Consider the following 26,819-nt stretch of genomic DNA (forward strand, 5'->3'; position numbering starts at 1 on the left):
GCCTGACTTGCATGCGCGGTCACATGGGCAAGTGCCTTGCAACGGCGGCATGCACCCGGCAGCCCACAGCGGGCGGAAGGCTTAGACGGCTGCAGTTTCATCCAGCAAAGCCTTGGCATCCTTGGCCAACGCCTGCGCGCCTTGCCCATAGCGGTGGTAGACGCGCAAGCGCCCCTGGGGATCGTAGAGGTACAGGCCCGCCGAATGGTCCAGCGTATAGCTGCCTGGCTGGCGGCCCTCGACCTTCTTGAAGAAAACCTTGAAGTCCTTGGCCACAGCCGCGATGTCGTCCTTGGAGCCGGTCAGCGCCACCATCCGGGGATCAAAGGCCTCGGCATAGGCGCGCAGCACTTCGGGGGTGTCGCGGTCCGGGTCCAGCGACACAAACACCCCTTGCAGGCGTTCGCCCTGCGCCCCCAGCAAGGCCTTGGCCTCCACCAGCTCCTGCAGGGTCGTCGGGCAGACATCCGGGCACTGGGTATAGCCAAAGAACACCACGACCACCTGGCCGGCGAAATCCTTCACGGAACGGCGCTGGCCCTTAGCATCTGGCAACGGAAAGTCCTTGCCGTACTCGGCGCCGGTGATGTCCACGCCCTCGAACTTGATCGGCGCTGGCTTGCACCCGGCAAGCAGGGTGACAGCCCCGGTGGCAAAAGCCCCTGCAATCAGGGTCTGCAAGGCATTTCTTCTGTACATGGCAATCTTCGACAAATTCAGGCGGTCCATGCCGCAACCATAACCGACTGGCGAAGGCCCCCCGCAAGCCCGGGTTTGCGCCATGTCAGCGTCCCGGCTGGTCCCACGAGGACGAGGCCCGCAGCAAGCGCTCCAGATCGCGCCGGGCCTTGGCGGCGTCGGCGGCCTGCAGGCCCGCGGGAAAGCGCAGCATCCAGTGGCCTTGCGGGTCAATCACATACAGGTGTTCCGACAGCGCATGCCCGGCGGCAGGCTGCAGCCAGGCGCCCAAGGCGGCAGCATCGACCTGCAGCACCTGGGCCGATTGCAAGGCCGCCTGCAAACGCGCGGGCGGCAGTTGACCATCCTGGATCAGCCACACCCAGTCGATACGGTCCTTGTCGCGACCCAGGCTTTCACGCAGTTGGCGCTGCAGGTACAAATGCTGCTCGCACGCGGCATCGCAGGCACCGGGCGCGGTACTGAGCAGCAGCCACTGCCCCTGCAACTGGGCCAGCGGCACTTCCTGCCCCTGCAGGGTGCGGGCCATCAGGCCGACAGGCAGGGCGCGCTGCGGTTCGATCAATTCACCAAAATTGCGCCGCCCCTCTGGGCGGATCACGTAGTACGTGAAATAGGACGCCACCACCGGGGCGGCGCAGACCAGCAGCACGGCCAGCATCTTCCAGCGTCCCGTGCGCTGGCGTTGGGCGTTATGGGCCTGCGCGCGCAAGGCCTGGATGCTGGGTGGGTTGTGGACGGTCAGCCCCAGGGGCTGCAAATCAGTCTGGTTGTGCGACATGGGAAGCCTGGACGTTACGGAATGGCCGCAGCCATTGAAACCACAGAACCATCACCGCCAGGACGGCAGAGATGGCGAACCATTGGAAGGCATAACCGTGGTGGGTGGCAACACCACTGCCAGGCTGCGGCCAGGCGCGCAACAGGCCTTCGCTGGCAGCACCGGTCTGGACCACGGTCACCGGCCACAGGGACAGGCCACTGGCCTGGGCGAAGGCCTCCAGGTCCAGGTTCTGCCGGATCTGCAGGTGCTGGGCATCGCTGGCCTGGGCATCACCCAGCTCGTAAAGGCGGGCGGGTGGGCCGGCCAGCCAGCCTTGCACCGTCACCGGACCCGCAGGGGTCTGCACCGCCTGCAAGGCCTGCCGGTCCTGAAAATTGCGCGCAATCCAGCCACGCTGCACCAGCACGGTCTGGCCGCTGCCCAGTTGCAGGGGGGTGAACACATAAAAGCCTGGGCGTCCCTGCATCTGCCGGTTGTCCAGGTAGATGCTGTGCGCCGGCAGCCACTGGCCTTGCAGCACCACCGGCCGGTACAGCAGCGCCTGCACATCGCCAGCCTGGGCCTGCAGTGCCTGCTGCACGCCGGTGGCATCCAGGGGCTGTGACGCAGCCTGGGCCTGCATCGCCAGGTGCCGCTGCTGCTTTTGCGCCGCCCGGTCCAGCTGCCAGAACCCCAGCGCGATGGCCACGCCCACCCCCAGCATGCCGCCCAGGGTGGCCAGCCAGCGCCACAGGTTGCCCCGCTTGCGCATCATGGGCAGCTCCCCATAATGGGCCGCATGACATACGCAGTGGCTTTGTTCTTTCTGGCGATCCTGGCCTGCCTGGCGGCGGCAGGGTTCTTCCTGCTGCGCAAAGGCGACATTGGCGCCAACGATGCCCAGCGCAGCCAACGCATGGCCCGCGCGCTGGCCTGGCGTGTGGGGCTGTCCGTGGTGCTGTTCCTGTGCCTGCTGCTGGCATGGAAGCTGGGGTACATCCAGCCCACGGGCTTGCTACGCGCTGCATGACATAAAAAAGAGAGCTGCTTGCGCTGAATTTCTGAGGCATTCAATATGCTTGGATATTGAATCCTTGGACTGACATGCGCTAGCTGCTCTCTTTTTTTCAAAACTCCCTCCGGTGCCAGGGCGCAGGCCCTGGCGGCGTTCACATCCAGTAGACCAGCACGTACAGGCCCAGCCAGACCACGTCCACAAAGTGCCAGTACCAGGCTGCCCCTTCAAAGCCGAAATGCCGCTCGGCCGTGAAATGGCCGCTTTGCAGGCGCAGGGTGATGAACAGCAGCATCAGCATGCCGACAAACACGTGCAAGCCGTGGAAGCCCGTCAGCAGGTAGAAGGTGGAGCCGAAGATGCCGGAGTTGAGCTTGAGGTTCAGGTCCGTGTACAGGTGGAAGTATTCATAGCCCTGCACGCACAGGAAGGTGATGCCCAGCAGCACCGTGAGCCACATGAAGCCGATCGTCTTGGCGCGCTGCCCCAGGCGCAGGGCGTGGTGGGCGATGGTCAGCGTCACGCCCGAGGTCAGCAGCAGCGCGGTGTTGATGGTGGGCAGCCAGAACGGCCCCACGGTCTGGAAAGGCTCCACCGTGCCAGCCGGGGAGGCCGTGGCTCCCGGCATGACGCTGGGCCAGACTGCCGAAAAATTGGGCCACAGCAAGGCGTTGTCCAGGCTGCCCAGCGCGGGCACCGAGTGCGCCCGCCCCCACCACAGTGCGGTGAAGAAGGCACCGAAGAACATGACTTCTGAGAAGATGAACCAGCTCATGCTCCAGCGGTAGGACAGGTCGATCTTGCGCCCGAACAGGCCACGTTCGCTTTCCTGCGCGGCCTCGCGGAACCAGCGGAACAGCACCACGAGCCACCAGACCATGCCGAACAGCAGGCTCCACATGCCCCACTGGTGGTCGTTGATCCACATGCCGGCGCCCAGCACCACGAAAAACAGGCCAGCGGCCGCCCAGATGGGGTGGCCGGATTCGGCAGGCACAAAGTAGTACGGTGTGCTTGCAGTGTGCGGTGTCGCCATGTCAGCTCCTGTCATCACGCGTCAAAACGATTGCTCTTGCGGCCCGGCGCTGTGCGCTAGACCACCCAATTCACCACCCAGATCAACAACAGCACGAACGCAAAGATCGCCACCAGGCCCACGGCCACGATCTGCAGCGGCCGGACCTGCGCAGCGTCCTGCTGCCACTCGCTGCCTTTGCGCACCCCCAGCAGCGACCAAGCCACGGCCTTGATCGTGCGCCAGAACGAGGGCGAGGGATTGGGCGAGGTGCTCAAGACGCCCCCCCTGCTCCCGCGGCGGAGGCATTGGCCGCCACCGGCGCTGCGGGAATGCGCCCGCCCACCTCGAAAAAGGTGTACGACAAGGTGATGGTGGTCACATCCTTGGGAATGCGCGGATCGATCACGAAGGCCACGGGCCATTTCTTCTTCTCGCCCGGCGCCAGTTCGTACTGGTTGAAGCAGAAACACTCCATCTTCACGAAATGGGGGGCAGCCTGGCGCGGCGCATAACTGGGCACGGCCTGCGCGGCCATGGCCCGGTCCTGCACGTTCTGGAACTCATACATCACCGTGGCCAGTTCGCCTGGATGCACCTGCAGGGAATGGCGCTCGGGTTTGAAGTCCCAGGGGCCGCGCGCATTCGCGTCGAATTCCACCGTGATGGTGCGGCTGGTGTCGACCTGGGTGTTGGCCGGCAACCGGCCCACCGCGCCATTGCCGGGCACCTGGCGTTCGGAGATGCTGAGGATGTTGATGCCCAGCGCCTCGCACACATGGCGGTAGATGGGGATCAGCGCGTAGCCAAACGCAAACATGCCCACGGTGATCACCAACAGCTTGGTGACCATCTGCAGATTGGCGCGGCGCTTGTTCATCTCGGTACTCCGCAGCGGTCAGCCGCTCAGCAGGGCCATCTTGGCCACAAAGCCGACAAAAAAGGCCACGGCGATCGAGCCCAGGATCCAGCCCATGCGCGCATTGCGCTGGCGCTGCAGCATCCAGGCCTCGGTACGGTCGTCCATGGCATTGCGGTGCGTTGTCTTGGTCATGGTGTCATCCAATCACACGGGTGGCCGTGCTGTCCAGTTTGGGAGGTGTTTCAAACGTGTGGAAGGGCGCGGGCGAAGGCACCTCCCACTCCAGGCCCTCGGCGGCTTCCCAGGGCTTTTGCGGCGCCTTCTCCCCCTTGCCACGCATGGCAGGCAGGACCACGGCCACGAAGAAGTAAACCTGCATCAGACCGAAGCCAAAGGCCCCCACCGAAGCCACCGCGTTGAAATCGGCAAACTGCATGGGATAGTCGGCGTAGCGGCGTGGCATGCCGGCCAGCCCCAGGAAGTGCATGGGGAAGAAAGTGATGTTGAAGAAGATCAGCGAACCCCAGAAATGGATCTTGCCGCGCGTTTCGGAATACATCACCCCGGTCCACTTGGGCGACCAGTAGTAATAGGCCGCAAACATGGAGAACAGCGAACCCGCCACCAGCACGTAGTGGAAGTGCGCCACCACGTAGTAGGTGTCCTGCAGCTGGATGTCGATGGGCGCCATCGACAGGATCAGCCCGGTGAAGCCGCCCATGGTGAACACGAAGATGAAGCCCACGGAGAACAGCATGGGCGTCTCGAAGGTCATGGAGCCACGCCACATGGTGGCCACCCAGTTGAAGATCTTCACAGCCGTGGGCACGGAGATCAGCATGGTGGAATACATGAAGAACAGCTGCCCCGTGACCGGCATGCCCGTGGTGAACATGTGGTGCGCCCAGACGATGAAGCTCAGGATGGCGATCGAGCTGGTCGCGTAGACCATGGAGGCATAGCCGAACAGCTTCTTGCGGCTGAAGGCCGGTACGATCTGGCTGATGATGCCGAAGGCCGGCAGGATCATGATGTAGACCTCGGGGTGGCCGAAGAACCAGAAGATGTGCTGGTACATCACCGGATCACCGCCACCAGCGGGGTTGAAGAAGCTGGTGCCGAAATGGCGGTCAGTCAACGTCATGGTGATGGCGCCGGCCAGCACCGGCATCACGGCGATCAGCAGGTAGGCGGTGATCAGCCAGGTCCACGCGAACATGGGCATCTTCATTAGCGTCATGCCGGGCGCGCGCATGTTCAGGATGGTCACGATGATGTTGATCGAACCCATGATGGAGCTGGCGCCCAGAATGTGCATGGCGAAGATGCTGGTATCCATGGACGGGCCCATCTGCAGTGTCAACGGTGCATACAGCGTCCAGCCCGCAGCAGGCGCGCCACCGGGCATGAAGAACGAGCCCACCAGCAACATCCCTGCCGGCACCATCAGCCAGAAACTGAAGTTGTTCATGCGCGCGAACGCCATGTCGCTGGCGCCAATCTGCAGCGGCAGCATCCAGTTCGCAAAGCCTACGAAGGCTGGCATGATGGCCCCGAACACCATGATCAGGCCATGCATGGTGGTCAGTTGGTTGAACAGCTCGGGGTTGACCAGCTGCAGCCCGGGCTGGAACAGTTCGGCCCGGATCAGCAAGGCCAGCACGCCCCCCACCATCAGCATGGTGAAACTGAACAGCAGGTACAGCGTGCCGATGTCCTTGTGGTTGGTGGCGTACAGCCAGCGGCGCCAGCCGGTGGGCGTGGCATGGTGGTGGTCACCGTGCGCATCGTGTGCCGCATCGTGAGAAGGTGGGTAAATGGCGCTCATCTACAGATCTCCCAATCGCTGTCTTGTGCTTGCACTCATTGCGCGGCCAGAATGTCGACGCGGCGGGCCTGGTCGCTCGCACCTGCACTGTCGGTGATGGTTTCGGGCTTGCGCAGCTCCAGGCGTTCCGGCGCAATCCCGGCCTCGGTCAACGCCTTGGCCACCGCCTGGGCGCGTTGCTTGGCCAGCTCCGCATTCACTTGCGCGCTGCCCGTGGCATCCACAAAGCCGGAGAGCACGATCTTCACATTCGGTTGCGCCGCCAACTGCTGGGCCGCCTGCCGGACAGTGGCCAGTGCCTGGTCGTCCAGGCTGCCCTGGCCCGTGGCAAAGAACACCTGGTAGGACTGGGCAGCCACGGAGGCCACAGGCTCGGCCGCAGCACCAGGGGCGGGGGCAGCGGGTGCCGCAGGGGCAGCAGTCCCGCCCTCAGGGAACTTGCCGGCACGTGCGGCGGTGAACTGGGCAGGCTGCACCGCCTCTCCGGTGTGGTTGCTCCAGTTGTTCTTGACGTAGGTGAGCACGGCCGCCAGCTCCACATCGCTCAGTTGCTTCCAGGAAGGCATGGTGCCATTCACCCGCCCTTCCAGCAGCACGTGCATCGGTTCCGTCAGCGAACCCTTGACCAGGGCACTGCCATCCAGCGGCTTGATGGGCCCCGCCCCCTTGCCGTTCGCCTGGTGGCAGGCGGCACAGTTGGCCGCATACACCTTGGCACCCCGCGCCACCAGCTCGTCCAGCTTCCACTCCTTGGTCGGGTCGTCGCGCTTGGCCGACGCCAGTTTCTGCTGCTGCTCCACCCAGGCCGCATACGCCGTGGCTTCCAGCACCTTCACGTGGATGGGCATGTAGGCATGCTCCTTGCCACACAGCTCCGCACACTGGCCGTAATAGTCCCCGGGCTTTTCCGCCTTGAACCAGGTGTCGCGCACAAAGCCGGGAATCGCATCCTGCTTGATGCCGAAGGCCGGCACCATGAAACTGTGGATCACGTCGTTGGCGGTGGTGATGATGCGCACCTTCTTGCCAACCGGCACGACCAGCGGGTTGTCGACCCGCAGCAGGTAATCGTTGGGGGCGTTCGAGAGATTGCCGCTGTCGGACATGGCGCGGTGGCTGCTGTCCAGGGTGGACAGAAAGCTCAGCCCCTCGCCGGGGCCCTTGAGGTAGTCATAGCCCCACTTCCACTGGTAGCCCGTCACCTTGATGGTCAGCTCGGCATTCGTCGTGTCCTTTTGCGCCACCAGCACCTTGGTGGCCGGCAGGGCCATCAGGATCACGATGATGAAGGGGATCACCGTCCACACCACTTCGACCGTGGCCGACTCATGGAAGTTGGCCGCCTTGGCACCCTGCGACTTGCGGTGCTTCCAGATGGAATAGAACATCACCGCGAACACGCCGACGAAGATCAGCACGCAGATGGACAACATCATCCAGTGCAGGAAATGCTGCTCCTGCGCAATCCGTGTGACCGGTGGATGCAGGTTCAATTGCTTGACAGCGGGGCCACCGGGCAAATCCTGGACGGCATACGCTGCCGTGGCCAGCCCGTATGTCGCGGCGGTGCACAGAGAAACCAGTCGAAAGATTCTGCTTTTCATACTTCTCACTTGCATCTAAGCCTCTGGAAATCCGTTGCCTGCGCTGGCCCGAATCACGGCGGTTCAGCCGGTGGGCACAGCGGTGCGATCAGGGCGCCTGGCGCGATGTGCCCAGCTGACTCAGACACAGTCTGCGCGACGGGTCGGCCGAGGCGCACAGGGATTTCAAGCAGAGCGAGGCACTGCGGCGACAACGTGCTGTAGGACGTTGCGCAGAAAGCGATCGGTGGAAGTGCCGGACACACGCACGCTGGCATGCACGGCGAAAAGAAACAAACACACTGCAGGCTGACGCGGGGGTTGCAATCCAGCCTGTCTGCAAGGCATAGCGACACACCAATTTTGTCTCCCTGATGGCCTTGGGCCGTTGGCTTTGCAATGCCCGGGCCTTGGCCCTGCGACAGTGCTTGCTATCAGTAGTTTGAAAAAATTGTAGTGTGCTTTGCGGTAAATCAAAGCAGCTAAAACGGCGTTTCGCCTATCGCAAACCCTGCTCCCGGCCTTGCTTGAGCATGCTGCGCATCTGGTCCAGCGAGACCGTGCTTTCGCCCTCCAGCGCCACGCGCGGCGCTGGCTTGAAGGCATGGCCATAGACCAGCTCAAACGTCAGGGCCAACTGCCCTTCGCTGTGCTCGACCCGCAGGTGCTGCCCCAGGGCCGCATGCAGCTGCGCCAGCCATCCTCGGCCGCGCAAGCCGGCGAAGCGCTGGGGATGCAGGTTGCAGCCCAGCTCGCGCAGCTCTTGCAGCAGGCGCTCGGGGCTGGCAAAGGTCAGCGTGATGGTTTCCATGTCCATTACCGGCTCTGCAAACCCGGCATGCACCAACATGTCACCCCAATCGTGCATATCGGTCAGGTTGTGGCCTGCAGCCGGCCAGCCAAGCTGCTGGTACAAGTCCCGCATTTCCTTGACCGTGTCGGGCCCCAGGCAGGAAAACATCACGAAACCATCGACTGCCAGGGCCTGGTGCCACTGCTGCAGCATGTCCTCGGGGCGGGACTGGGTGTGCAGCAGCATGTTGGCCCACAGCAGGTCCACACTGCCAGCCGGTGGCTGGCCAACCACGGTTTTGGCGCCCGCCCAGCGGTCGGGGCTCCACCAGGGCTTGGACCAGCGCGCCTGGGCAGCGGCCTGCATACGCGGCGCCGTTTCCACCACATAGCAGGTGGCCTGGGCATAGCGCTGCGCCACCGCATCGTGGGCCTGCAGACCGCCCCGTACCGGCTGCCAGTCGCACCACCGCTGGGGCGTGCGGCGGATCCATTGCAGGCGGTCCTCCATCCGGCGCCCCACCTCCTCGTGCAACCAGGGGGACTGCACAGGCGCCGCCTGGTGCCAGCGCGCAGCGGCAACGGGATCAATGGTGGGGGGCAGGTTTTCAGACATGCAAAGGCCAATACACAAAAAGCACCCCTCCGCCACACGGCATCGCGGCCCAAGGGAACGCGGCAGTATATTGATTCCATGCAACTGCGCTGGCCAGCATGGCTATCCCGTTTGGCGCCTGCGGCGCTGTCGCTTCCCAGCCAATGCGGGGCCTGCCGCGCCTGGCCCTGCCGCGATGTGCTGTGCCAGTCCTGCTGGCAGCGCTTTCACCACACGCCACGGCGCTGTACGGGCTGCGCACTGGCACTGCCAGGCATCGCCGCAGAGCGCCCACGCTGCGGCCAGTGCCTGCAGCACCCGCCACCCTGGGTGCAAGCCCATGCCTGGTGCGATTACAGCTACCCCTGGCAGACGCTGATCACCCACTGGAAGCTGGGCCAGCAGCCCGGCCTGGCCCGGCACCTGGCCGGCTGGATGCAGCAAGCCCCCGACATCGCCCAGGCCGTGGCGCAGGCCGAGCTGCTGGTGCCCATCCCGCTGTCGAGCGAGCGCCTGCGCACGCGGGGCTACAACCCGGCGGCGCAGTTGGTGCAGCACCTGGGCGCCGCACGCCACAAACAGTTGCTGGCCGCCCTGGTGCGCACCCGGGACACCCCGACCCAGCGCGGGCTGACACGGGCCCAGCGCCTGCGCAACCTGCGCCAGGCGTTTGCCGTGCCGCAGGCGCATCTGGCAGTAATTGCGGGCCGGCACATCCTGCTGGTGGACGATGTGATGACCACCGGCGCCACCTTCGCCAGCGCCAGCCAGTGCCTGCTGCAGGCGGGCGCCGGCAGCGTCAGCGTGCTGTGCCTGGCGCGCACAGCGTGAGCGCCCCAGGGACAAGGCCAAAAGCGGACAATACGCCGCCATGTTTCATATCGTTCTTGTCGAACCCGAAATCCCGCCCAACACGGGCAACGTGATCCGCCTGGCGGCCAACACAGGCTGCCAGCTGCACCTGATCGAGCCCCTGGGCTTCTCCATGGAAGACCGCCACATGCGCCGTGCCGGGCTGGATTACCACGAGTACGCGCGCGTGCAGCGCCATGCCGACTGGCAGAGCTTCCTGGACCGCATGCAGCCGGCGCGTGACCGCATGTTTGCCATGACGACCCATGGCAGCCAGCCCACGCATGCGCTGCAGTTCCAGCCCGGCGACTGGTTCGTGTTCGGCTGCGAGACGCGCGGCCTGGCGCCGCAACTGCGCGAGTCCTTTCCCACCACCCAGCGCCTGCGCCTGCCCATGCTCGAAGGCCAACGCAGCCTCAACCTGTCCAACGCCGTGGCCGTGACCGTGTTCGAAGCTTGGCGCCAGAACGGCTTCATGACCCCGCAAGGGCCAGCCCGCTGACCCGCCGATTGCGCGATTAGATCGATTTTCGCGACAGTGTGTTCGCCAAAACAAGAGCAATAAACACTGAACTGTCAACGTCTGCTTCCGCTCTATCCCCTGTGCGCTGTGAAAGCGCAGTTTTTGTCACAGGAATGAAAGGAAAGAAGATGTTTGCCATTCGCACCATGGGTGTTGTGATTGCCCTGTCCGCCACTGCGGCTTTTGCCGGCGACCAGACCCTGCTACGCGCCGACGAGGTCAGCCTGCAGTCGGGTCTGACCCGCGCCGAGGTGATTGCCGACTACCAGGCCGCCCGCGCAGCCGGACGGATCGCCGAAGGCGACGGCAACGTACTGCGCCCCGATGAGACCCAGGCCCGCTCCACCCTGACCCGTGAGGCCGTGATCGCCGACTTCCAGGCCGCACGGGCTGCAGGCCAGATCCCCAGCGGCGACCAGTAAGAGGTGCGCCCACTGCAGCGGCCAGGCCGCTGCAGCCTGTCGCGCCGCCTAGGCGCCCATCGGCGCGCCGTAGCTGCGCGACAGCGATTCGGCCACGCACACGGGCTTGTCGCCCCCCTCGCGCTCCACGGTCACCAGCCAGGTGATCTGGACGCTGTCCGGGCCCACGGGCTCGACCGCCTGGACCACCACCCGGGCGCGCACGCGGCTGCCCACGGGCACGGGGGCGGGAAAGCGCACCTTGTTCAAGCCGTAGTTCACCCCCATGGTGGCGCCCGCAATGTGCACCGCCTGGCTGAAGAACAGCGGCAGCAGCGACAGGGACAAGAAGCCATGCGCAATCGGCGCACCAAACGGGCCTTGCGCGGCCTGCACGGGGTCAACGTGGATCCACTGGTGATCGCCCGTGGCATCGGCGAACAGATTAACCTGCTCTTGGGTGATGGTGGTCCAGTCGGTGACAGCGACCTCCTGGCCTGCGCAGGCACGCAGTTCGGCGTAAGAGTTGAAGGTTTTCATGCCTTCAATCTAGGAAGCCTGGCTGCAGCCGTCAGTCGGCCCAGCGACAGGGGTTGACCCGTAGAAATTTGTATGAAATCGGCCTTTAGCGCTTATCCAGCAAGCGCTGGAAGCTATCTTTTCAGATCCAGCGCAGCCGCCCCAGGATTACCCGGAGTGGCCCGAGCGCTGCACAAAGAACAGGCCCAGACCCACCAGCATCAGCAAGCCGCCAAAGATGCGGTTCTGCCAGCGCACTGCCTCCGCGCTGCGCATCCAGCGGCGCAGGGCACTGGCACTGGCGGCATAGCCATGCATGACCACCGTGTCGACGGCCAGGCAGGTGATGGACATCACCAGCAACTGCTGCCACAACGGCTGCTGCGCCGTCAGAAACTGCGGCAGCACCGCCACCATGAAGATGATGCCCTTGGGATTGGTCGCGTTCGTCAGGAACCCGGCCAGGGTCCGCTGGCGCCAGGGCATCGGGCTGGCCTGCAGGTAGCCCACATCCACCCCGTTGCCCACACTGCGCCACTGGCTCCAGCCCAGGTAGATGAGGTAGCACGCGCCCAGCACCTTGACCGCGGTGAAGGCCACATCCGACGCAATCAGCACCGCACCGACGCCGCCACCGGCCACCAGCAAAATCAGCAGCAGGCCCAGTTGCAGGCCGCCAATCGTGGCCGACGTCTGGCGCACGCCATAGGCCAGGCCATGGCTCATCGACAGCACGGCCCCCGAGCCCGGAGAGATGGCGATGAACACGCACGCCGAAAAAAATGCCAACCACGTCTGAAATTCCATCTGCCACTGCCTGTCTGGGGGCGCCATGCCCGAAAGGCGGTGATCTTACGCCGACACGCAGGACCGGATGGCCCCCGGGGGGACAGGTCTCGACCGCCCATGCTACGCTGCCGGCCATCATGCTTTTCAACCCCACGCAAGCCGATGTGCGCCGCTTTTTCTGCAGCGTGCGCAGCAAAATGAAGAATAACGCCCCGATGGAGGCGATCGAGACCCTGGCCAGCCTGTGGATCGCGGAGCACCCCGAGTACTTCGCGGAACTGGACGACGTGGATGCCGCCGTGCAGCGCAACTACGACCTGGAGCCGGACCGCACCAACCCCTTCCTGCACCTGTCCATGCACCTGTCCATCAGCGAGCAGTGCAGCATCGACCAGCCGCGTGGCATCCGCCAGGCCGTGGAACTGCTGGCCAAACGCCGCACGGACCTGCACACCGCCCACCACGAGACCATGGAATGCCTGGGCCAGATGCTGGCCGACAGCCAGCGCCACGGTCACCCGCCCGACGGCAACCAGTACGTGGCCGCCGTGCAGCGCCGCGCCACGCGCGACTGAACACCAGCCACACACCACCAAAAAAGGCCCGCATCAGCGGGCCTTTGGGTTCACGGGCACTAACGGGCACTACTCCCCGGTCAGCGGAAATGCGCCTGGGGCACGGTCTGCAGATCGCCGGGCAGCTTGCCGATGTAGTTGGCCAGCTGCTTCAGCTCCTGGTTGCTGAACTGCTGGGCAATCGGTGCCATGATGCCGTTGCTGCGGCCCACATGGGGGTTGTTGGTGGTCTTGTACTGCTTCAGGGCCACGTACAGATAGTCGGGGTGCTGGCCCGCCACCTTGGGGTAGCTGGGGTCGATCGGCTTGGCAAAGCCCTGGCCATGGCAGCTGAAGCAGGCCCCCTTCTCGATCAGGGCCGCCACCTGGGCCGGCGGGTCATGCGGCTGGGCGGGGCTGGCGGACGGCGTGGTGTGCGCCTGGTAATAGGCGGCCACATCGGCGATGTCCTGGTCACTCAGGGACTGCGCCACGGCGCGCATGGATGGGTGGCTGCGGTCCCCCTTGCGGTAGGCCTCCAGCGCGGAAGCGATGTAGGCCGCCGACTGGCCAGAGATCTTGGGCACCTTGTGCACCTCCGGAAAACTGGCCTGGTAGCCGGCGATGCCATGGCAGCCGATGCACATGGCCACCTTGCCAGCCCCCGCCTGGGGATTGCCTTGCACAGCCTGCGCGGAGGCGGACGACGTCGCACAAGCGACAAACATTGCAAACACCGTGGTCCATGTTTTCATCATTTTGTGCACACAATCCTTTGCAAATTCAGCCTGGGATCTGCTTGGAGACACTGGCACCGCCCGGCACACCGACAATGTGCGTTGGCAGCGAAGTCCCTGGACGCTGGCCGTACCCGCAAGTACGCCCGATCCAGGTGCTCACGCCGCCAGGGTGGCGCGAATGGCTCCCATGGGTCAAACCATTATGAAAGCAGCTGTCAAGGCCCCACATCAATGTTTACGCTGATACCAAGCCCATGAAATTCCAAGGTTCCGACAACTACGTGGCCACGCAAGACCTGATGCTGGCCGTGAACGCCACCATCCAGTTGCAGCGCCCCCTGCTGGTCAAGGGCGAGCCCGGCACCGGCAAGACCATGCTGGCCGAGGAAGTGGCCGCCGCGCTGGACATGCCGCTGCTGCAGTGGCACATCAAGTCCACCACCAAGGCCCAGCAGGGCCTGTATGAATACGACGCCGTCAGCCGCCTGCGCGATTCGCAGCTGGGCGACGAGAAGGTCAAGGACATCCAGAACTACATCGTCAAGGGCGTGCTGTGGCAGGCCTTCACCGCCGACCGCCCGGTGGCCCTGCTGATCGACGAAATCGACAAGGCCGACATCGAGTTCCCCAACGACCTGCTGCGCGAACTCGACCGCATGGAGTTCTACTGCTACGAGACGCGCGAGATGGTCCGCGCCAAGCACCGGCCGCTGGTGTTCATCACCTCGAACAACGAAAAGGAGCTGCCCGACGCCTTCCTGCGCCGCTGCTTCTTCCACTACATCAAGTTCCCCGAAGCGGAGACCATGCGCCAGATCGTGGCCGTGCACTTCCCCACGCTCAAGGGCGACCTGCTCAGCGCCGCGCTCAAGACCTTCTACGACGTGCGCGGCCTGCCGGGCCTGAAGAAAAAGCCCTCGACCAGCGAGCTGATCGACTGGCTCAAGCTGCTGGTGGCCGAGGACATTCCGCTGGAAGCGCTGCAGTCGCCCGACCAGAAGGTGTCTGTGCCGCCGCTGGTGGGCGCCCTGCTGAAGAACGAACAGGACATGAGCCTGTTCGAGAAGCTGGTGTTCATGAACCAGCGCAACCGCTGACACCGCACTGACAGCCCTGTTGCAGGCTTGCCCCGATGCGCAAAACCGCCGTTTGCCCTAACTTTGCAGTTTTCACCACAACGAATTGGGGAGACTGACCATGGCTTCTGCGCAAAAAATGCTGCTCGAAGGGGTGTCCGACGCCGTCTGCTTTGTCCTGGGCGCGCTGGCCGGCTACGGCCTGGGCCAGGCCGTGGGCATCGACATCTTTGCCGATGGCTACAGCGGCGCCGGCATCGTGGGCATCCTGATGGTCGGCCTGGGCGGTGGCGCGGGCCTGCACATCGCCCGCATCTGGCGCGGGCGCCAGCAAGCCAAAGATCGATTGAAAGAAGCCGAGGCCGATTGACCTCCCCTCCCTGTTCCCCTGCCATGCCTGATGCACTGACTGCCACACCGTTTGCTCCCCCTGTCCCGCTGCAAGGCTGGGGCCTGCGCCTGGAACCCCTGAGCCTGGCGCACACCGCCGGACTGCAAGCGGCGGCCGCCGACGGGGAGCTGTGGCAGTTGCGCGTCACCTGGGTCCCGCGCCCCGAGGAAACCACCGCCTACATCCAGCTGGCCCTGGACATGCAGGCCCAGGGCACGCGCTGCCCCTACGCCGTGCTGGACGCGGCCAGTGGCCGGGTGCTGGGCACCAGCAGCTACCACGACATCGTGCCCGCCGTGCAGCGCCTGGAGATCGGCTACACCTGGTACGCCGCCAGCGTGCAGCGCAGCCACGTCAACACCGCCGCCAAGCTGCTGCTGATGCAGCACGCCTTCGGCCCCCTGGGCTGCGCCGTCGTGGGCTGGCGCACCGATATCCTGAACACGCGCAGCCAGCAGGCCATCGCCCGCCTGGGTGCGCAGCGCGACGGCGTGCTGCGCCACCACGCCCTGCGCCGCGACGGCAGCGTGCGCGACACGGTGATGTACAGCATGCTGGCCGCAGAATGGCCGGCGGCCCACACGCGCCTGCTTGAAAAACTGAAGCAACTAGCGCCTGGTATTGCTTGATTTCAGGCATAAAAGCCTTTGAGACACAGTAAACACCTGCGCTGACAGCTTCATTTTTTGAAAGCCCTTTGCCATGCTGATCGACTTTTTCTACACCTTGCGTGCCGCCAAACTGCCGGTTTCGGTCAAGGAATACCTGATGCTGCTGGAAGCGCTGCAGGCCGGCGTGGTCGGCCCGCGCAGCGAGGACGGCTGGAGCCTGGACGACTTCTACTTCCTGGCGCGCACCACCCTGGTCAAGGATGAAAAGCACTTCGACAAGTTCGACCGCGCCTTCGCCGCCTACTTCAAGGGCGTGGAGATGGTGGCCGACTTCAAGAAGGAGCTGCCCGAGGAATGGCTGCGCAAGCTGCTGGACAAGGAACTGACCGACGAGCAGAAGGCCGCCCTGCAGAAGATGGACTGGGACGAGCTGATGGAGACGCTGAAAAAGCGCCTCGAAGAGCAAAAGGGCCGCCACGAAGGCGGCAACAAGTGGATCGGCACCGGCGGCACCAGCCCCTTTGGCCACGGTGGCTACAACCCGCAGGGCGTGCGCATCGGCGGCCCGGGCAAGAACCGCAGCGCCGTCAAGGTCTGGGAGCAGCGCGCCTACCGCGACTACGACGACACCCAGGAGCTGGGCACGCGCAACATCAAGGTGGCGCTGCGCCGCCTGCGCAAGTTCGCACGCCAGGGCAGCCACCTGGAGCTGGACCTGCCCGACACCATCCGCAGCACCGCCGCCAACGCGGGTTGGCTGGACATCAAGATGGTGCCCGAGCGCCACAACAACGTGAAGGTGCTGCTGCTGATGGACGTGGGCGGCACCATGGACGACCACATCCAGCGCGTGGAGGAGCTGTTCTCGGCGGTCAAGAGCGAGTTCAAGCACCTGGAGTTCTATTACTTCCACAACTGCGTCTACGACTTCATGTGGAAGAACAACCGCCGCCGCTTTGCCGAGAAGTTCGACACCTGGGACATCATCCGCAAGTACAACAAGGACTACAAACTGATCTTCGTGGGCGACGCCACCATGAGTCCTTACGAAATATTGCAACCTGGCGGCAGCGTGGAATACCACAACGAGGAACCCGGCGCCGAATGGCTGCAAAGGCTGACCCACGCCTTTCCCCACCACGCCTGGATCAATCCGGAGCCGCAGGGGGTCTGGGAATACCGGCAGAGCATCGACATCATCCGGCGCCTGATCGGCGATCGCATGTACCCCCTGACTTTGAAAGGACTGGAGGAATCCATGAGGCTGCTGTCAAAATGAATCCATGCTCAAGCCTTTTCCTGCAAACACGCCGGCCTTGAGGCCGGCGTTTTTGTTGGCCAGCGTGCTGCTGCTCAGCGGTTGCAGCCTGCTGTCCAAGAACCCGATCGACGATGCCAGCGGCAACGGCCCTCCCAGTTTCGAGCTCGAAGTCGAAGCGCCCAGCGACGTGCGCGAGCTGCTGCTGCAGCACATGGAGCTGCAGCAGTACCGCCGCCTCAGCGACCTGCGCCGCAGCGAACTCAGCCGCCTGCTGGGTGCGGCCGACGCCAACATCCGCAGCCTGCTGGGCACCCTGGGCTATTTCTCGCCCACCATCGAGCTGCAACTGATCGAAACCCCCAGCGGCAGCGACACCCCGCGCAAGGTGCGCGTGCAGGTGGAGCCCGGCCCCGCCACCATCGTGCGCAGCACGCAGATCAGCTTCAGCGGCACCAATGCCGAGGATCCCTCAGGCCGCGGGATGCGCGAAGGCATCCGCCGGGACCTGGAACGCTTCAACGGCGAGCGCTTCAGCCAGTCGGCCTGGAGCAATGCCAAGAATGAGGGCGTGCGCCGCCTGCAAAACCGCCGCTACCCCACGGCCAGTCTGGTGGACAGCCGCGCCGACATCGATGCCGACCTCAACGAGGCCGAGCTGCGCATGGACTATGCCCCGGGCCCGGCCTATTCCTTCGGCCCCCTGGTGATCCAGGGCGCCGAGCGCTACAACCCGGCGGGACTGATTCGTCTGGCCCGCCTGCCAGTGGGCGAGGAATACCGCCAGACCACGCTGCTCGAGACCCAGCAGCGCCTGGCCAACAGCGGCTACTACGACTCGGTGTTCCTGACCCTGGCCACCGAGGTCGCCCAGCCGGGCGACACCGAGGTGCAGGCCCCGGTGATCGCCGAGGTGCGCGAGGCCAAACTGCAAAAGTGGATCTACGGCCTGGGGGTCAGCACCGACACCGGTTTTCGCTTTTCCATCGACCACACCCACAACCGCGTGCCCTACCTGGGCTGGCGCGCCCAGAGCAAGCTGCAGCTGGACCAGAAGAACCCGCTGCTGTCCACGCGCCTGACCTCGCTGCCCGACTACAGCGGCTGGAACTACTTCGTCGGCGCCAAGGCCGCCCGCGAGGAGCTGGCCGACTACATGGCCAACAGTGCCACCCTGGTCGCCGGCCGCAGCAAGAGCGAGGACAAGATCGACCGCGGCTACTACCTGCAGTACGACATGGCCAAGGCCCAGGGCGACGGGGCACCACCCTCCAGCTCATCCATCACGCTCAACTATGGCTGGACGGGCCGCTACTTCAACAACCCGACCAACCCCACGCGCGGCTACGGCCTGGGCTGGGAAGTGGGCGCGGGCAACACCATCACCCCCGAGCGCAAGCCCTTTGGCCGCATGGCGGCGCGCTGGCTGTACTACCTGCCGCTGGAACGCGCCGAGGGCGACACCGGCCGCCGCAGCCGGTTGGCCTTCCGCGCCAACGGCGGCGCCGTGATTGCCAACGGCAACACGGTGGTGCCCATCACCCAGCTGTTCCTGTCGGGCGGTGACACCACCGTGCGCGGCTACAGCTACCAGAGCATTGGCGCGCGCACCGACAACGGCAAGCTGATCGGCGGCCGCTACATGGCCTCGGGCAGCGTCGAATGGCAGCGCCCCATCACGGTGGCCGGCAACCGCAGCGACTGGGAGCACGCCACCTTCGTCGATGCCGGCACGGTCACGGACGCGCTGGACACCTACACCGTGTTTGTCGGTGTGGGCACCGGCATCCGCTGGCGCAGCCCCGTGGGCCCGCTGCAGGCGGATCTGGCCTACGGCCTGGAAACCAAGAAGGTGCGCCTGCACCTGCGCCTGGGCTTCAATTTCTGATTCCATGCAAGAACGGCAAGAACCTACCCTCGCTCCGGCGTCGTCTCCCCCCCCGACGGCGGCACCAGTCTCCCCACGTCGCCGCCGCTGGCTGCGCCGACTGCTGTGGACCCTGGCCCTGTGCCTGATCACCCTGTCCAGCCTGCTGGGCCTGGCCTGGTGGTGGTCGGGCCAGAGCGACTCCCTGGCGCGCACCCTGGCCCGCGTGGCCAGTTGGATGCCGGCCGACCAGAAACTGGAAGCCGACGGCATCGAAGGCAGCCTGCGGCACGGTGGCCGCATCGACTGGCTGCGCTGGACCAGCCCGGCGCTGCAGGTCGAGATCCAAGGCGCCGACATCGCCTGGCGCCTGCAGCCGCTGCTGCAGCGCGAGCTGCGCTTCGGCAAGGTGAACATGGACGAGCTGCGCATCCGCAGTACCCCCCAGCCCGAGGACGACACCCCGCCCACGCCACTGCAGTCGCTGCTGCTGCCGGTGCGCATCGACGTGCCGGTGCGCATCGAGCGCCTGGTCTGGGAAGGCCCGCCGGAAACCGTTGTCACCGAACTGCAGGGCCATTACGCCTACACCGGCAGCCACCACACGCTGAAAGTCAGCAGCCTGCGCTACGCGCAAGGCTTCTACGAAGCCGACCTGCGCCTGCAGGCGGCCGCCCCGATGGCCCTGCATGCCGAGCTGCAGGGCACGGTCAAGGCCCCGCTGCCCCAGCAGGACGACCAGTTCCTCGACATCACGGCCAAGGCCAGCGTGCAAGGCACCCTGGCGACCGAGGCCGCGCGCCTGGAAGTCACCGCCCAGGCGGGCACGGCCACCCCGGCCGCCAGCCAGGACACCGGCCTGGCCGCCGACATCCGCGCCACCCTGCAACCCTGGCGGCCCCAGCCGCTGGAAGCAGCGCAGGTGCAGCTGCGCCATGTGGACGCGGCCCTGTTCCTGCCCGACGGCCCCCGCACCGACCTGAACGGCACGCTGCAGGCCGGCCCCGAGGCCGAGGGCTGGCAACTCCAGGCCGACCTGCACAACCGCCTGCCCGGCCCCTGGGACCGGCAGGCCCTGCCAGTGCGGACCTTGAGCGCCGACCTGCGCTTTGACGGCCTGCACACCTGGCTGCTGCAAGGCGCCCGGATCGATCTGGGCACCACCGGCGAAGGCCAACTGCAGGCCCAGGCCCGCTGGGACGCCCAGGCGCAGACGGTGGAAGGCACGGTCAAACTGGCAGGCGTCAACCCCGCCGACCTGTACAGCACACTGGAGGCCGCCCCCATTGCGGGCACGCTGCAGGCACAGACCGATGCTGCGCAGCGGGTGCAGTTCGCACTGGACCTGCAGTCTGCACGCGCCCGCCACCCGGGGGCCCTGCGCCTGGAGTCGGCCCGTGCACAAGGCAGCTGGCAAGCCCCGCTGCTGCAGGTGCGCGATGTCCAGATCCAGGCGCTGCAAGGCCTGCTGCAGACCCGGTCGCTGGACATCCGCACCGACACCCAGCACCTGCAAGGCCAGCTGGAGCTGCAGGTGCCCGGCACCCGCGCCCAACTGGCCCTGGATGCCAGCCCCGACAGCGGCCAGGGCAAGCTGCAGCTGCAGATCACGGAGGCCCAGCAGCTGGGCCAGTGGCTGTCGCGCCTGCCCCTGGGCCAGGATCCGCTGGCGGGTGCCAGCCTGCAAGGCCAGGCCCAGGTGGAACTGGCGTGGCAAGGCGGCTGGAACAAGCTGCAGCAACGCCTGCTCAACCCGGCCGCCGCCCAGCAGGCCAGCGGTTTGCGCCTGCAGGGCCAGGTGCAGGCACGCGCGCTGCGCTACACGCCAGAGCACGGCACGGCCAGCCTGCTCCAGCAGTTGCAGCTGAGCCTGTCCGGCACGCCGGAAAACCTGCAGCTGCAGACCGAGGCCCAGCTGCAATCGGAAACCCAGACCCTGTCGCTGGACACCACGCTGACCGCCGGGCTGCTGCAGGCACAGGGGGCCGCGCCGATGGACTGGCAGGCCCGCATCCAGGCCCTGTCCGTCCGCTGGAGCCCGACCGGCAAGGCCGACGCCACCTGGCGGGCCCAGCTGGCCGCGCCGCTCAGCGCCAGCCAGCGCACCACCGGCAACCCAGTGCGCACCACGCGCATCCAGGCCAGCGAAGGACGCCTGGCGGTCACCGCCCCCGCCAGTACCGGGGCCCAGAACGCCCACCTGACCTGGTCACCCGTGCTGCTGCGCCAGGCCGGCAATGGCAGCTGGGGCCTGCAAAGCCAGGGCCGACTGGAAGGCCTGCCCCTGGCCTGGGTGGATGCACTCAGCCCCAACCCGCAGCAGCCCCTGCTGGCGGCAGCGGGCATTGGGGGCGACCTGGTGGTCCAAGGGCATTGGGATATCGATAGCACCGGGCGTGCGCTGCGCGCCGACGTCGTGCTTGAACGCGCCAGCGGGGACATCCGCTTGTCAGTGGAAGACAGCGAGGCGGCCCCGGTCACCGTAGTACGCAGCAGTGGCGCCAGCGAGGTCAACCCCGATTCCGGACAGATGCAATCGCGGGCCCTGCTGACCAGCCGCGGCATGCGCACGCGCCTGCAGGACCTGCGCCTGCAGATCGGCGCCCAGGGCAATGACGTGCGCACGCAGCTGACCTGGAATTCCGAGCGTGCCGGCCAGCTGCAGGCGGATGTGCGCAGCCAGCTGCGCCAGACGGCGGCAGGCCTGGACTGGCCGGAGACGGCCCCCCTGTCGGGCACCCTCAAGGCCAGCATGCCCAACATCGGCCTGTGGGCCTTGTTCGCCCCGCCTGGATGGCGCGTCAGCGGCAGCCTGAATGCCGACGTCACGCTCTCCGGCACCCGCAGCGCGCCGCAGTGGAGCGGTGTGCTCAGCGCCGACCAGTTGAGCATCCGCTCCCTGCTGGACGGCGTGGACCTGCGCGAGGGCCGCCTGCGCGCCAAGCTGCAGGGTACGCGGCTGGACCTGACCGAGCTGTTCTTCAAGGGCGGCGAGGGCAGCAGCACGCGCATCCTGGGGCAAAGCGGCAACCTCACCCAGGCACCCAAGGACGGCGGCACGCTGACCGGCAGCGGTTTCGTGGAATACGACCCGCAGGCGGGCGAAGGCCGCTCCGGCATGCGCATGGACATCCGCGCAGTCGCCGAGCGCCTGCAGGTGCTGATCCGCGCCGACCGGCAGGTCAGCGTCAGCGGCAACCTGCAAGCCGCGATACAGGAAGGCCAGGTCACCTTGCGCGGCGGCCTGAAGGTGGACCGCGCCACCATCATCCTGGCCGACAGCTCGGCCCCGACCCTGGACGATGACGTGCACGTGCATTCCGCCGCCAGCCGCAAGGCTGCGCAGGAGAAGGCCGAGCAAGCCGCCCGGCAGGCCCAGGCCCCCGGCGCAGTGCGGGCCGTGCGCCCGCCCGACATCCAGGTCAGCATCGACCTGGGCAACGACTTTGCCCTGCAAGGCTATGGCATCACCACCCGCCTGGAGGGGCAACTGCAGGTGGCGAACGGGCCGCGCATCACCGGGGAAGTCCACACCGTGAATGGCCGCTACCGCGCCTGGGGCCAGGCCCTGGACGTCGAAAAAGGCACCGTGCGCTTCAGCGGGCCATATGCCAACCCGGCCATCGACATCACCGCCATTCGCCCGAACATCGCGGTGCGGGCGGGGGTCAAGGTCACGGGCAGTGCCAACCGTCCCCTGGTCACGCTGTTTTCGGATCCCGACATGTCGGACGCGGAAAAGCTGTCCTGGGTCGTCATGGGCCGCAGCGCCGCCACCAACGGCGCGGAAACCGCATTCCTGCAACAGGCAGCGCTGGCCCTGCTCAGCGGCGGCAACACGGGCGGCAACTTTGCCGGGCAGCTGGGGCTGGACGAGGTGGGCTTCAAGGGCCCCAGCGACGACGGCACCGAGGGTGCGGCCGTCACCGTGGGCAAGCGCCTGTCCAAGGATTTGTACGTCGCCTATGAGCAAAGCCTGTCGGGCGCCATGGGGACGCTGTACATCTTCTACGACTTGTCGCGCCGCCTGACCCTGCGGGGACAGACGGGGGTACAAACCGCCGTGGACCTGATCTACACCCGCAGCAAGGACTGATCCGCAGCGGCGGGGCTGGCATGCACGGTTTGCCCGTCAGCCCCGCAGGCAACACTTACAATACCGCCCGCGTCCCCTTGTAGTTCAATGGATAGAACGGACCCCTCCTAAGGGTCAGATACAGGTTCGATTCCTGTCGGGGGGACCACATTTAAGGCCGTAAGCGTCCATCAGCTTCCGGCCTTTTTTGTTTTCCACTCTGTAGAGCGCATTTTAAAGTCCGCTGAAGTTCGCCACCATCCAGGGGTATCTGGGGGTACATCAGGGGGCCTGATTGTTAAAAAGTGGGGGCACATTTCTCAAGCCCCGCTTTCTGCACCCAAGCCTTCACTGCCCCTTCTCATTGCATGGGGCCGCGAGCTGTTGGCGAAGGCACGGAGAACTGCAAGACTGCGTCCGATCCCTTTGCTACGATGCGGACAGATTGGAGACGTCTTTATGTTCGACTGGCTTCGCCAGCTATTGCTTAACGCCAAAGCACGCCGGGAGTTGCTAGAAGTATTGGAGCATCAGGCACAGGCGGCGAAGGAGCAGTTAAACGAATCGCTGCTATTGGCCCATACCGCAACACACCCTGAGACGAAAGTTACGCGCTTGGAGTTTGCGAAATCCAAATTTGCCGAGTTGCAAACCATTGCCGCAGAACATCCCAGGATGCGCCTCACCAACGAGCAAGAAGTCGACGCCGCCATCAAGCTGCTGGAGGAAGAATTTGCTCAGGCTGGCTATTACGCGATGGCGGAGGCCAGGCGCAGGCAGTCTGCGTCTGCGCATGTCACTCTCAGCCAAGAAGCTGAAAAGCTGCTTGCAATCAACCGTGAACGGCGATGAGGTGTGATGCCTCAATGCACCAAGCCCGCGACAGAGGGCTGGGTTGTTGGGTGTCAGTTCTGACTTAGAGGCATCAGTCTTTTGTGGATCCTGGCGCAGCACATCGTCGAGTGCTGTTGTTTCCACCGCTTGCGGTCTTGTTCTTTGCTCCCGCTGTCGCGTGCATGTTCAAGCTCGCCAAAATCCACGCAGGAGCGCCGCCCTGGAGCATCTGGGGGTACATGTCAGATGCCCCAGCCTTCACTCTGGCGGCCTTTTTGAGTGCATGAGGCTGTGCGCCTTGCCGATGCCCTGTTGCAGCACCTCTAAGTTTCCCGCACTGCACCGCCCCCCAAGGCAGCCAGGCAACAGCGCGACAAGGAGGGGCGAAGGCCCCGTGTCCGCGCGCCATGTGGAAGCGCCCGGCAGCCAGGGACCTGGCCCCTTCTGCTTTCACCAGCCCCAGAGCAACTTTTGCGAGACCCAGCCCTGCTGGCCCTCGCTGGTGCGCACCTTGGCCCAGCCCTGCTTTTTCTCCAGCGTTCTGACCACATCGTATTTCTTGAGCTTGGCCACGATGCGGTGCTGGGTGCCCATGCCGGCCCGCAGGTTGGCGGTCTTGACCTTGACCAGGTAGTGGGGGGTGTTGGTGGTGACGGGCCGGTACACCCAGCCCAACACGCCGTCGATGTCCTTGACCTGTAGCCAGTTGCCCTGCTTTTTGACCACCGCCAGCGGATAGCCCTGGGTCAGCTCCCACGCGATCTCGGACCGGGTGTTGGGTTCGGCCCGGATGTTGGCCTTGTCGCCCTTGACGCTGCGGAATTCGGCAGCGCCGGCCAGGCCGGCCGACACGGCCAGGGTTGCACACAGAACAATTTTTGAAAACGAACGACCAAGCACCTGTATCCAGCTCCCAGTGAAGATTGCAGACTGGCGGGGCTGCGAATTCAGCCCACGCCGCAGAGTTCTGAGAAATTGGTGTGCCCCACGGCGTGTGAGTTCCTTTTATTTGCAGGCATCGTGCCGAAAGATCGTCCGCAAGGCTGCATTGCGGGCTGTGCGCCCGGCCGCAGTGCCTGCCTGCCATGGCGCACGTGGGACCTGCTTCCTGGGGCCTGCGGCCATGCGGGCACAGGGCACGGCGGCCTTGGTCCGCGCCCCGGACCGGTGCCTGCTGGCGCAGGGCACACACCGCGCGCATGCGTTGGCCATGCCCTCGTCCACCCCAGCTGCGTGCCTTCAAAAATAGAAGCGGCCTGCGCTTGCCCATTCAGCATTTCAAACATCAATCATTGTGTAAACGCTGCCAGACCTGCGCCAGGTGCTCATTTTTTATGCCATGGCGTGCGCCACACGCTGGCGATCGTGCACAGGCCGTACAGCGCCATGGCCACCACTACCAGCACAAACAGGCCCTGCGCGCTGGGTGTGGCGCCCGCCATCAACCAGCTGCCGCCGGCGATGACCACCAGCAACCGCACCGTGCCCGCCAACACCGGCCCCAGCACATGGCCCGCACCCAGCGAGGCGAAGTACAGCACCAGCCCCATGCCGAACAGGCCGAACGCCGGGCCGACGGTGCGCAGATAGGCATCGGCATGCGCCAGCACGGCAGCATCCTGGGTGAAGATGCCGGACCACAGCCGGGGCCACAGCACCACCAGCAGGCCCAGCACGGCCAGGATGGCGGCGGCCAGCCACGCGCCCGTCCACGCCACCTTGCGCGCACGCACCACCTGGCCGGCGCCCATGGCCATGCCCACCATGGGCACGGCCGCCACCCCCACGCCAAACGCAATCGGAATCAGCAGAAACTCCAGCCGCTGGCCAATCCCATAGCCAGCCAGGGCATCGGGCCCCAGCCGTGCGACCATGCCGGTCAGCACCAGGGCGGCCAGCGAGGTCTGCACCGGCGAGATACAGGCCAGGGCGCCGACGCGCAGGATGTCCTGGAACATGGGCCACGACAGGCGCGCACCGCGCCAGCGCAGCAGCAGCCGGTCCTGCCCGTGCAGCAGGTACCAGCCCAGCACCACAACGGCCACGGCCATGGCGACGATGTTGCCCAATGCCACACCGGCCATGCCCCAGCGCGGTGCCGGCCCCAACCCCAGGCCGAACGCCCCGCCCACCACGATCTGCAGCAGCGACACCCCGAACAACACGGCCGACGGCCACTGCATATTGCCCGTGCCGCGCACCACCGAGGCCAGCGTATTGCACAGCCACACCAGCACCGCCCCGCTGAACAGCACCGCGCCAAAGCCCGTGGCGGCCTGCAGCACCTCGCCGCGCCCGCCCAGCCAGCGGTAGAAGACGCTGCCGCACAGCACCAGCAGCAGCGAATACAGCACGCCCACCACACCGCCAATCACCAGCGCATGCACGGCCAGGGCCGAGGCCTTGTCGCGGTCGCCACTGCCCAGCGCACGGCTGATGGCCGACGACACGCCGCTGCCCATGGCGCCGTTGCTCATCATCTGGGTGAGCATGGCCAGCGGAAAGACCAAAGCCATGGCCGCCAGCGCCGTGGTGCCCAGGCGCCCGACGTAATAGGTCTCGGCCACGGCCACCAGCACGGACATGCCCATGGCCACCATGTTCGGCAGGGACAGGCGCCACAGCGTGGGCAGGATGGCATCGCGCAGCAAGGGGTGGCCGGCAACGCCGCCTGGGGCTGCGGCGGCGCTCATGCCACCTCCTGCACGTGGGCCAGCCGGGGCAGCAACTGGCCCACCAACTGCTCCAGCGCGGCAATCTGGTCGCCACCGCACAGGGCGCGCACCTCGGCCTGGGCCTGCTTCCACAACCCCAGGGCCTGGCGGTAGCGGGCGTCACCGTCCGGGGTGAGCACCACGCAGCGGCTGCGGGCATCCTTGCCGGGCACCAGGGCAATCAGGCCAGCCTGCTCCAAGGTACGCAGGTTGCGGGTCATGGTGGTGCGGTCGGTATTCAGGCGCTGCGCCAGGGCCGAGACGCTCAGGGGCTCCTGCCCCCTGCGCACGCGTGCCTGGGCCAGCAGGCTGAACTGCGTGCCCTTGAGCCCGCTGGGCGCCAGGGTGTCGTCGTACAGCTGGGAAATCTTGCGCGACAGGCTGCGCACCATGAAACAGGTGCACGGCGCACCGCTGTCGGGCTGCGTGGGGCATGGGGCGGCCGCAGCGGACGGGGAGGACG

General features: G+C 65.8%; 28 protein-coding genes and 1 tRNA gene. 13 read left to right on the forward strand and 16 right to left on the reverse strand.

The window, feature by feature from the left end; all coding sequences use genetic code 11:
• Positions 1 to 81: 81 nt before the first annotated feature.
• From FYM52_RS14240 to FYM52_RS14250, 3 genes are all read right to left on the reverse strand, one after another.
• Positions 82 to 699 (reverse strand): SCO family protein, encoded by a 618-nt coding sequence (locus FYM52_RS14240; protein WP_154164595.1) that lies wholly within the window; start codon positions 697 to 699, stop codon positions 82 to 84.
• Positions 700 to 784: 85 nt separating this feature from the next.
• Positions 785 to 1,480 carry a hypothetical protein gene (locus tag FYM52_RS14245; protein WP_154164577.1) on the reverse strand — a complete coding sequence of 232 codons (696 nt, stop codon included), beginning with the start codon at positions 1,478 to 1,480 and terminating at the stop codon, positions 785 to 787.
• Complete coding sequence (locus FYM52_RS14250) at positions 1,461 to 2,237, reverse strand: SURF1 family protein (RefSeq protein WP_238826224.1); 777 nt, start codon at positions 2,235 to 2,237, stop codon at positions 1,461 to 1,463. The genes FYM52_RS14245 and FYM52_RS14250 overlap by 20 nt, the downstream gene beginning before the upstream one ends.
• 24 nt (positions 2,238 to 2,261) lie before the next feature.
• On the opposite strand from FYM52_RS14250, the gene FYM52_RS14255 reads away from it, so the two are divergent.
• On the forward strand, positions 2,262 to 2,492 hold the full coding sequence (locus FYM52_RS14255) for a DUF2909 domain-containing protein (protein ID WP_154164578.1): 231 nt from the start codon (positions 2,262 to 2,264) through the stop codon (positions 2,490 to 2,492).
• Positions 2,493 to 2,631: 139 nt separating this feature from the next.
• Here the strand turns inward: FYM52_RS14255 and FYM52_RS14260 are convergent, their stop codons facing one another.
• From FYM52_RS14260 to FYM52_RS14290, 7 genes are all read right to left on the reverse strand, one after another.
• On the reverse strand, positions 2,632 to 3,513 hold the full coding sequence (locus tag FYM52_RS14260) for a cytochrome c oxidase subunit 3 (RefSeq protein WP_042415000.1): 882 nt from the start codon (positions 3,511 to 3,513) through the stop codon (positions 2,632 to 2,634).
• Positions 3,514 to 3,569: 56 nt separating this feature from the next.
• The gene (locus tag FYM52_RS18780) at positions 3,570 to 3,770 is read right to left on the reverse strand and encodes a DUF2970 domain-containing protein (protein WP_179954956.1); all 201 of its coding nucleotides are present in this window, start codon (positions 3,768 to 3,770) and stop codon (positions 3,570 to 3,572) included.
• Positions 3,767 to 4,372: a cytochrome c oxidase assembly protein gene (locus FYM52_RS14270; RefSeq protein ID WP_154164580.1), complete on the reverse strand. Its 606-nt coding sequence runs from the start codon at positions 4,370 to 4,372 to the stop codon at positions 3,767 to 3,769. The genes FYM52_RS18780 and FYM52_RS14270 overlap by 4 nt, the downstream gene beginning before the upstream one ends.
• A gap of 18 nt (positions 4,373 to 4,390) precedes the next feature.
• A complete protein-coding gene (locus tag FYM52_RS14275) occupies positions 4,391 to 4,546 on the reverse strand; it encodes a cytochrome oxidase small assembly protein (protein ID WP_154164581.1) in 156 nt (51 codons plus the stop codon).
• 4 nt (positions 4,547 to 4,550) lie between these two features.
• Positions 4,551 to 6,182 (reverse strand): cytochrome c oxidase subunit I, encoded by a 1,632-nt coding sequence (gene ctaD / locus FYM52_RS14280; protein WP_042415009.1) that lies wholly within the window; start codon positions 6,180 to 6,182, stop codon positions 4,551 to 4,553.
• 35 nt (positions 6,183 to 6,217) lie between these two features.
• On the reverse strand, positions 6,218 to 7,786 hold the full coding sequence (coxB, locus tag FYM52_RS14285) for a cytochrome c oxidase subunit II (protein WP_154164582.1): 1,569 nt from the start codon (positions 7,784 to 7,786) through the stop codon (positions 6,218 to 6,220).
• 478 nt (positions 7,787 to 8,264) lie between these two features.
• A complete protein-coding gene (locus FYM52_RS14290; RefSeq protein WP_154164583.1) occupies positions 8,265 to 9,173 on the reverse strand; it encodes a class I SAM-dependent methyltransferase in 909 nt (302 codons plus the stop codon).
• Between the two features lie 309 nt (positions 9,174 to 9,482).
• Between FYM52_RS14290 and FYM52_RS14295 the strand changes: the two genes are divergently transcribed.
• The 3 genes from FYM52_RS14295 (at position 9,483) to FYM52_RS14305 (ending at position 10,949) form a co-directional block, all read left to right on the forward strand.
• Positions 9,483 to 9,983, forward strand: a complete 501-nt coding sequence (locus FYM52_RS14295) for a ComF family protein (protein ID WP_154164584.1) — start codon at positions 9,483 to 9,485, stop codon at positions 9,981 to 9,983.
• A 40-nt stretch (positions 9,984 to 10,023) separates the two neighbouring features.
• Positions 10,024 to 10,506 (forward strand): tRNA (uridine(34)/cytosine(34)/5-carboxymethylaminomethyluridine(34)-2'-O)-methyltransferase TrmL, encoded by a 483-nt coding sequence (gene trmL, locus FYM52_RS14300; RefSeq protein ID WP_154164585.1) that lies wholly within the window; start codon positions 10,024 to 10,026, stop codon positions 10,504 to 10,506.
• Between the two features lie 149 nt (positions 10,507 to 10,655).
• On the forward strand, positions 10,656 to 10,949 hold the full coding sequence (locus FYM52_RS14305; protein ID WP_162524738.1) for a DUF4148 domain-containing protein: 294 nt from the start codon (positions 10,656 to 10,658) through the stop codon (positions 10,947 to 10,949).
• A gap of 48 nt (positions 10,950 to 10,997) precedes the next feature.
• On the opposite strand, the gene FYM52_RS14310 is transcribed toward FYM52_RS14305, so the two are convergent.
• Both FYM52_RS14310 and FYM52_RS14315 read right to left on the reverse strand, forming a co-directional pair.
• Entirely contained in the window at positions 10,998 to 11,468 is a 471-nt protein-coding gene (locus FYM52_RS14310) for a MaoC family dehydratase (protein WP_042415025.1), read from the reverse strand.
• A gap of 147 nt (positions 11,469 to 11,615) precedes the next feature.
• On the reverse strand, positions 11,616 to 12,254 hold the full coding sequence (locus FYM52_RS14315) for a LysE family translocator (RefSeq protein WP_154164587.1): 639 nt from the start codon (positions 12,252 to 12,254) through the stop codon (positions 11,616 to 11,618).
• Positions 12,255 to 12,373: 119 nt separating this feature from the next.
• Between FYM52_RS14315 and FYM52_RS14320 the strand changes: the two genes are divergently transcribed.
• Positions 12,374 to 12,811, forward strand: a complete 438-nt coding sequence (locus FYM52_RS14320; RefSeq protein ID WP_154164588.1) for a DUF1841 family protein — start codon at positions 12,374 to 12,376, stop codon at positions 12,809 to 12,811.
• Positions 12,812 to 12,891: 80 nt separating this feature from the next.
• Here FYM52_RS14320 and FYM52_RS14325 read toward each other — a convergent pair whose 3' ends face one another.
• The gene (locus FYM52_RS14325; RefSeq protein ID WP_043381095.1) at positions 12,892 to 13,548 is read right to left on the reverse strand and encodes a cytochrome c; all 657 of its coding nucleotides are present in this window, start codon (positions 13,546 to 13,548) and stop codon (positions 12,892 to 12,894) included.
• A 236-nt stretch (positions 13,549 to 13,784) separates the two neighbouring features.
• Here FYM52_RS14325 and FYM52_RS14330 point away from each other — a divergent pair, with 236 nt between their 5' ends.
• The 8 genes from FYM52_RS14330 (at position 13,785) to FYM52_RS14365 (ending at position 23,660) form a co-directional block, all read left to right on the forward strand.
• Complete coding sequence (locus FYM52_RS14330; RefSeq protein ID WP_045266280.1) at positions 13,785 to 14,627, forward strand: MoxR family ATPase; 843 nt, start codon at positions 13,785 to 13,787, stop codon at positions 14,625 to 14,627.
• A 100-nt stretch (positions 14,628 to 14,727) separates the two neighbouring features.
• Complete coding sequence (locus tag FYM52_RS14335; RefSeq protein ID WP_042415037.1) at positions 14,728 to 14,976, forward strand: hypothetical protein; 249 nt, start codon at positions 14,728 to 14,730, stop codon at positions 14,974 to 14,976.
• A gap of 23 nt (positions 14,977 to 14,999) precedes the next feature.
• Positions 15,000 to 15,626, forward strand: coding sequence for a GNAT family N-acetyltransferase (locus FYM52_RS14340; protein ID WP_045266279.1), 627 nt, complete (start codon positions 15,000 to 15,002; stop codon positions 15,624 to 15,626).
• Positions 15,627 to 15,699: 73 nt separating this feature from the next.
• The gene (locus tag FYM52_RS14345) at positions 15,700 to 16,887 is read left to right on the forward strand and encodes a VWA domain-containing protein (RefSeq protein ID WP_154164589.1); all 1,188 of its coding nucleotides are present in this window, start codon (positions 15,700 to 15,702) and stop codon (positions 16,885 to 16,887) included.
• Positions 16,888 to 16,891: 4 nt separating this feature from the next.
• Positions 16,892 to 18,754, forward strand: coding sequence for an autotransporter assembly complex family protein (locus tag FYM52_RS14350; protein WP_043381074.1), 1,863 nt, complete (start codon positions 16,892 to 16,894; stop codon positions 18,752 to 18,754).
• Positions 18,755 to 18,758: 4 nt separating this feature from the next.
• A complete protein-coding gene (locus tag FYM52_RS14355; RefSeq protein ID WP_154164590.1) occupies positions 18,759 to 22,829 on the forward strand; it encodes a translocation/assembly module TamB domain-containing protein in 4,071 nt (1,356 codons plus the stop codon).
• 73 nt (positions 22,830 to 22,902) lie between these two features.
• A tRNA-Arg gene (locus tag FYM52_RS14360) sits at positions 22,903 to 22,977 on the forward strand.
• A 290-nt stretch (positions 22,978 to 23,267) separates the two neighbouring features.
• The gene (locus FYM52_RS14365; RefSeq protein ID WP_154164591.1) at positions 23,268 to 23,660 is read left to right on the forward strand and encodes a hypothetical protein; all 393 of its coding nucleotides are present in this window, start codon (positions 23,268 to 23,270) and stop codon (positions 23,658 to 23,660) included.
• A 432-nt stretch (positions 23,661 to 24,092) separates the two neighbouring features.
• On the opposite strand, the gene FYM52_RS14370 is transcribed toward FYM52_RS14365, so the two are convergent.
• The 3 genes from FYM52_RS14370 to FYM52_RS14380 form a co-directional block, all read right to left on the reverse strand.
• On the reverse strand, positions 24,093 to 24,542 hold the full coding sequence (locus FYM52_RS14370; protein WP_156781596.1) for an SH3 domain-containing protein: 450 nt from the start codon (positions 24,540 to 24,542) through the stop codon (positions 24,093 to 24,095).
• A 425-nt stretch (positions 24,543 to 24,967) separates the two neighbouring features.
• Positions 24,968 to 26,335 (reverse strand): MATE family efflux transporter, encoded by a 1,368-nt coding sequence (locus FYM52_RS14375; RefSeq protein ID WP_154164593.1) that lies wholly within the window; start codon positions 26,333 to 26,335, stop codon positions 24,968 to 24,970.
• The coding region (locus tag FYM52_RS14380; RefSeq protein ID WP_370513853.1) for a MarR family winged helix-turn-helix transcriptional regulator at positions 26,332 to 26,819 on the reverse strand (488 nt) is incomplete at its 5' end. The genes FYM52_RS14380 and FYM52_RS14375, both read right to left, overlap by 4 nt.

Source organism: Comamonas sp. CAH-2, from assembly GCF_009668305.1.
Taxonomy (GTDB): Bacteria; Pseudomonadota; Gammaproteobacteria; order Burkholderiales; family Burkholderiaceae_C; genus Comamonas; species Comamonas aquatica.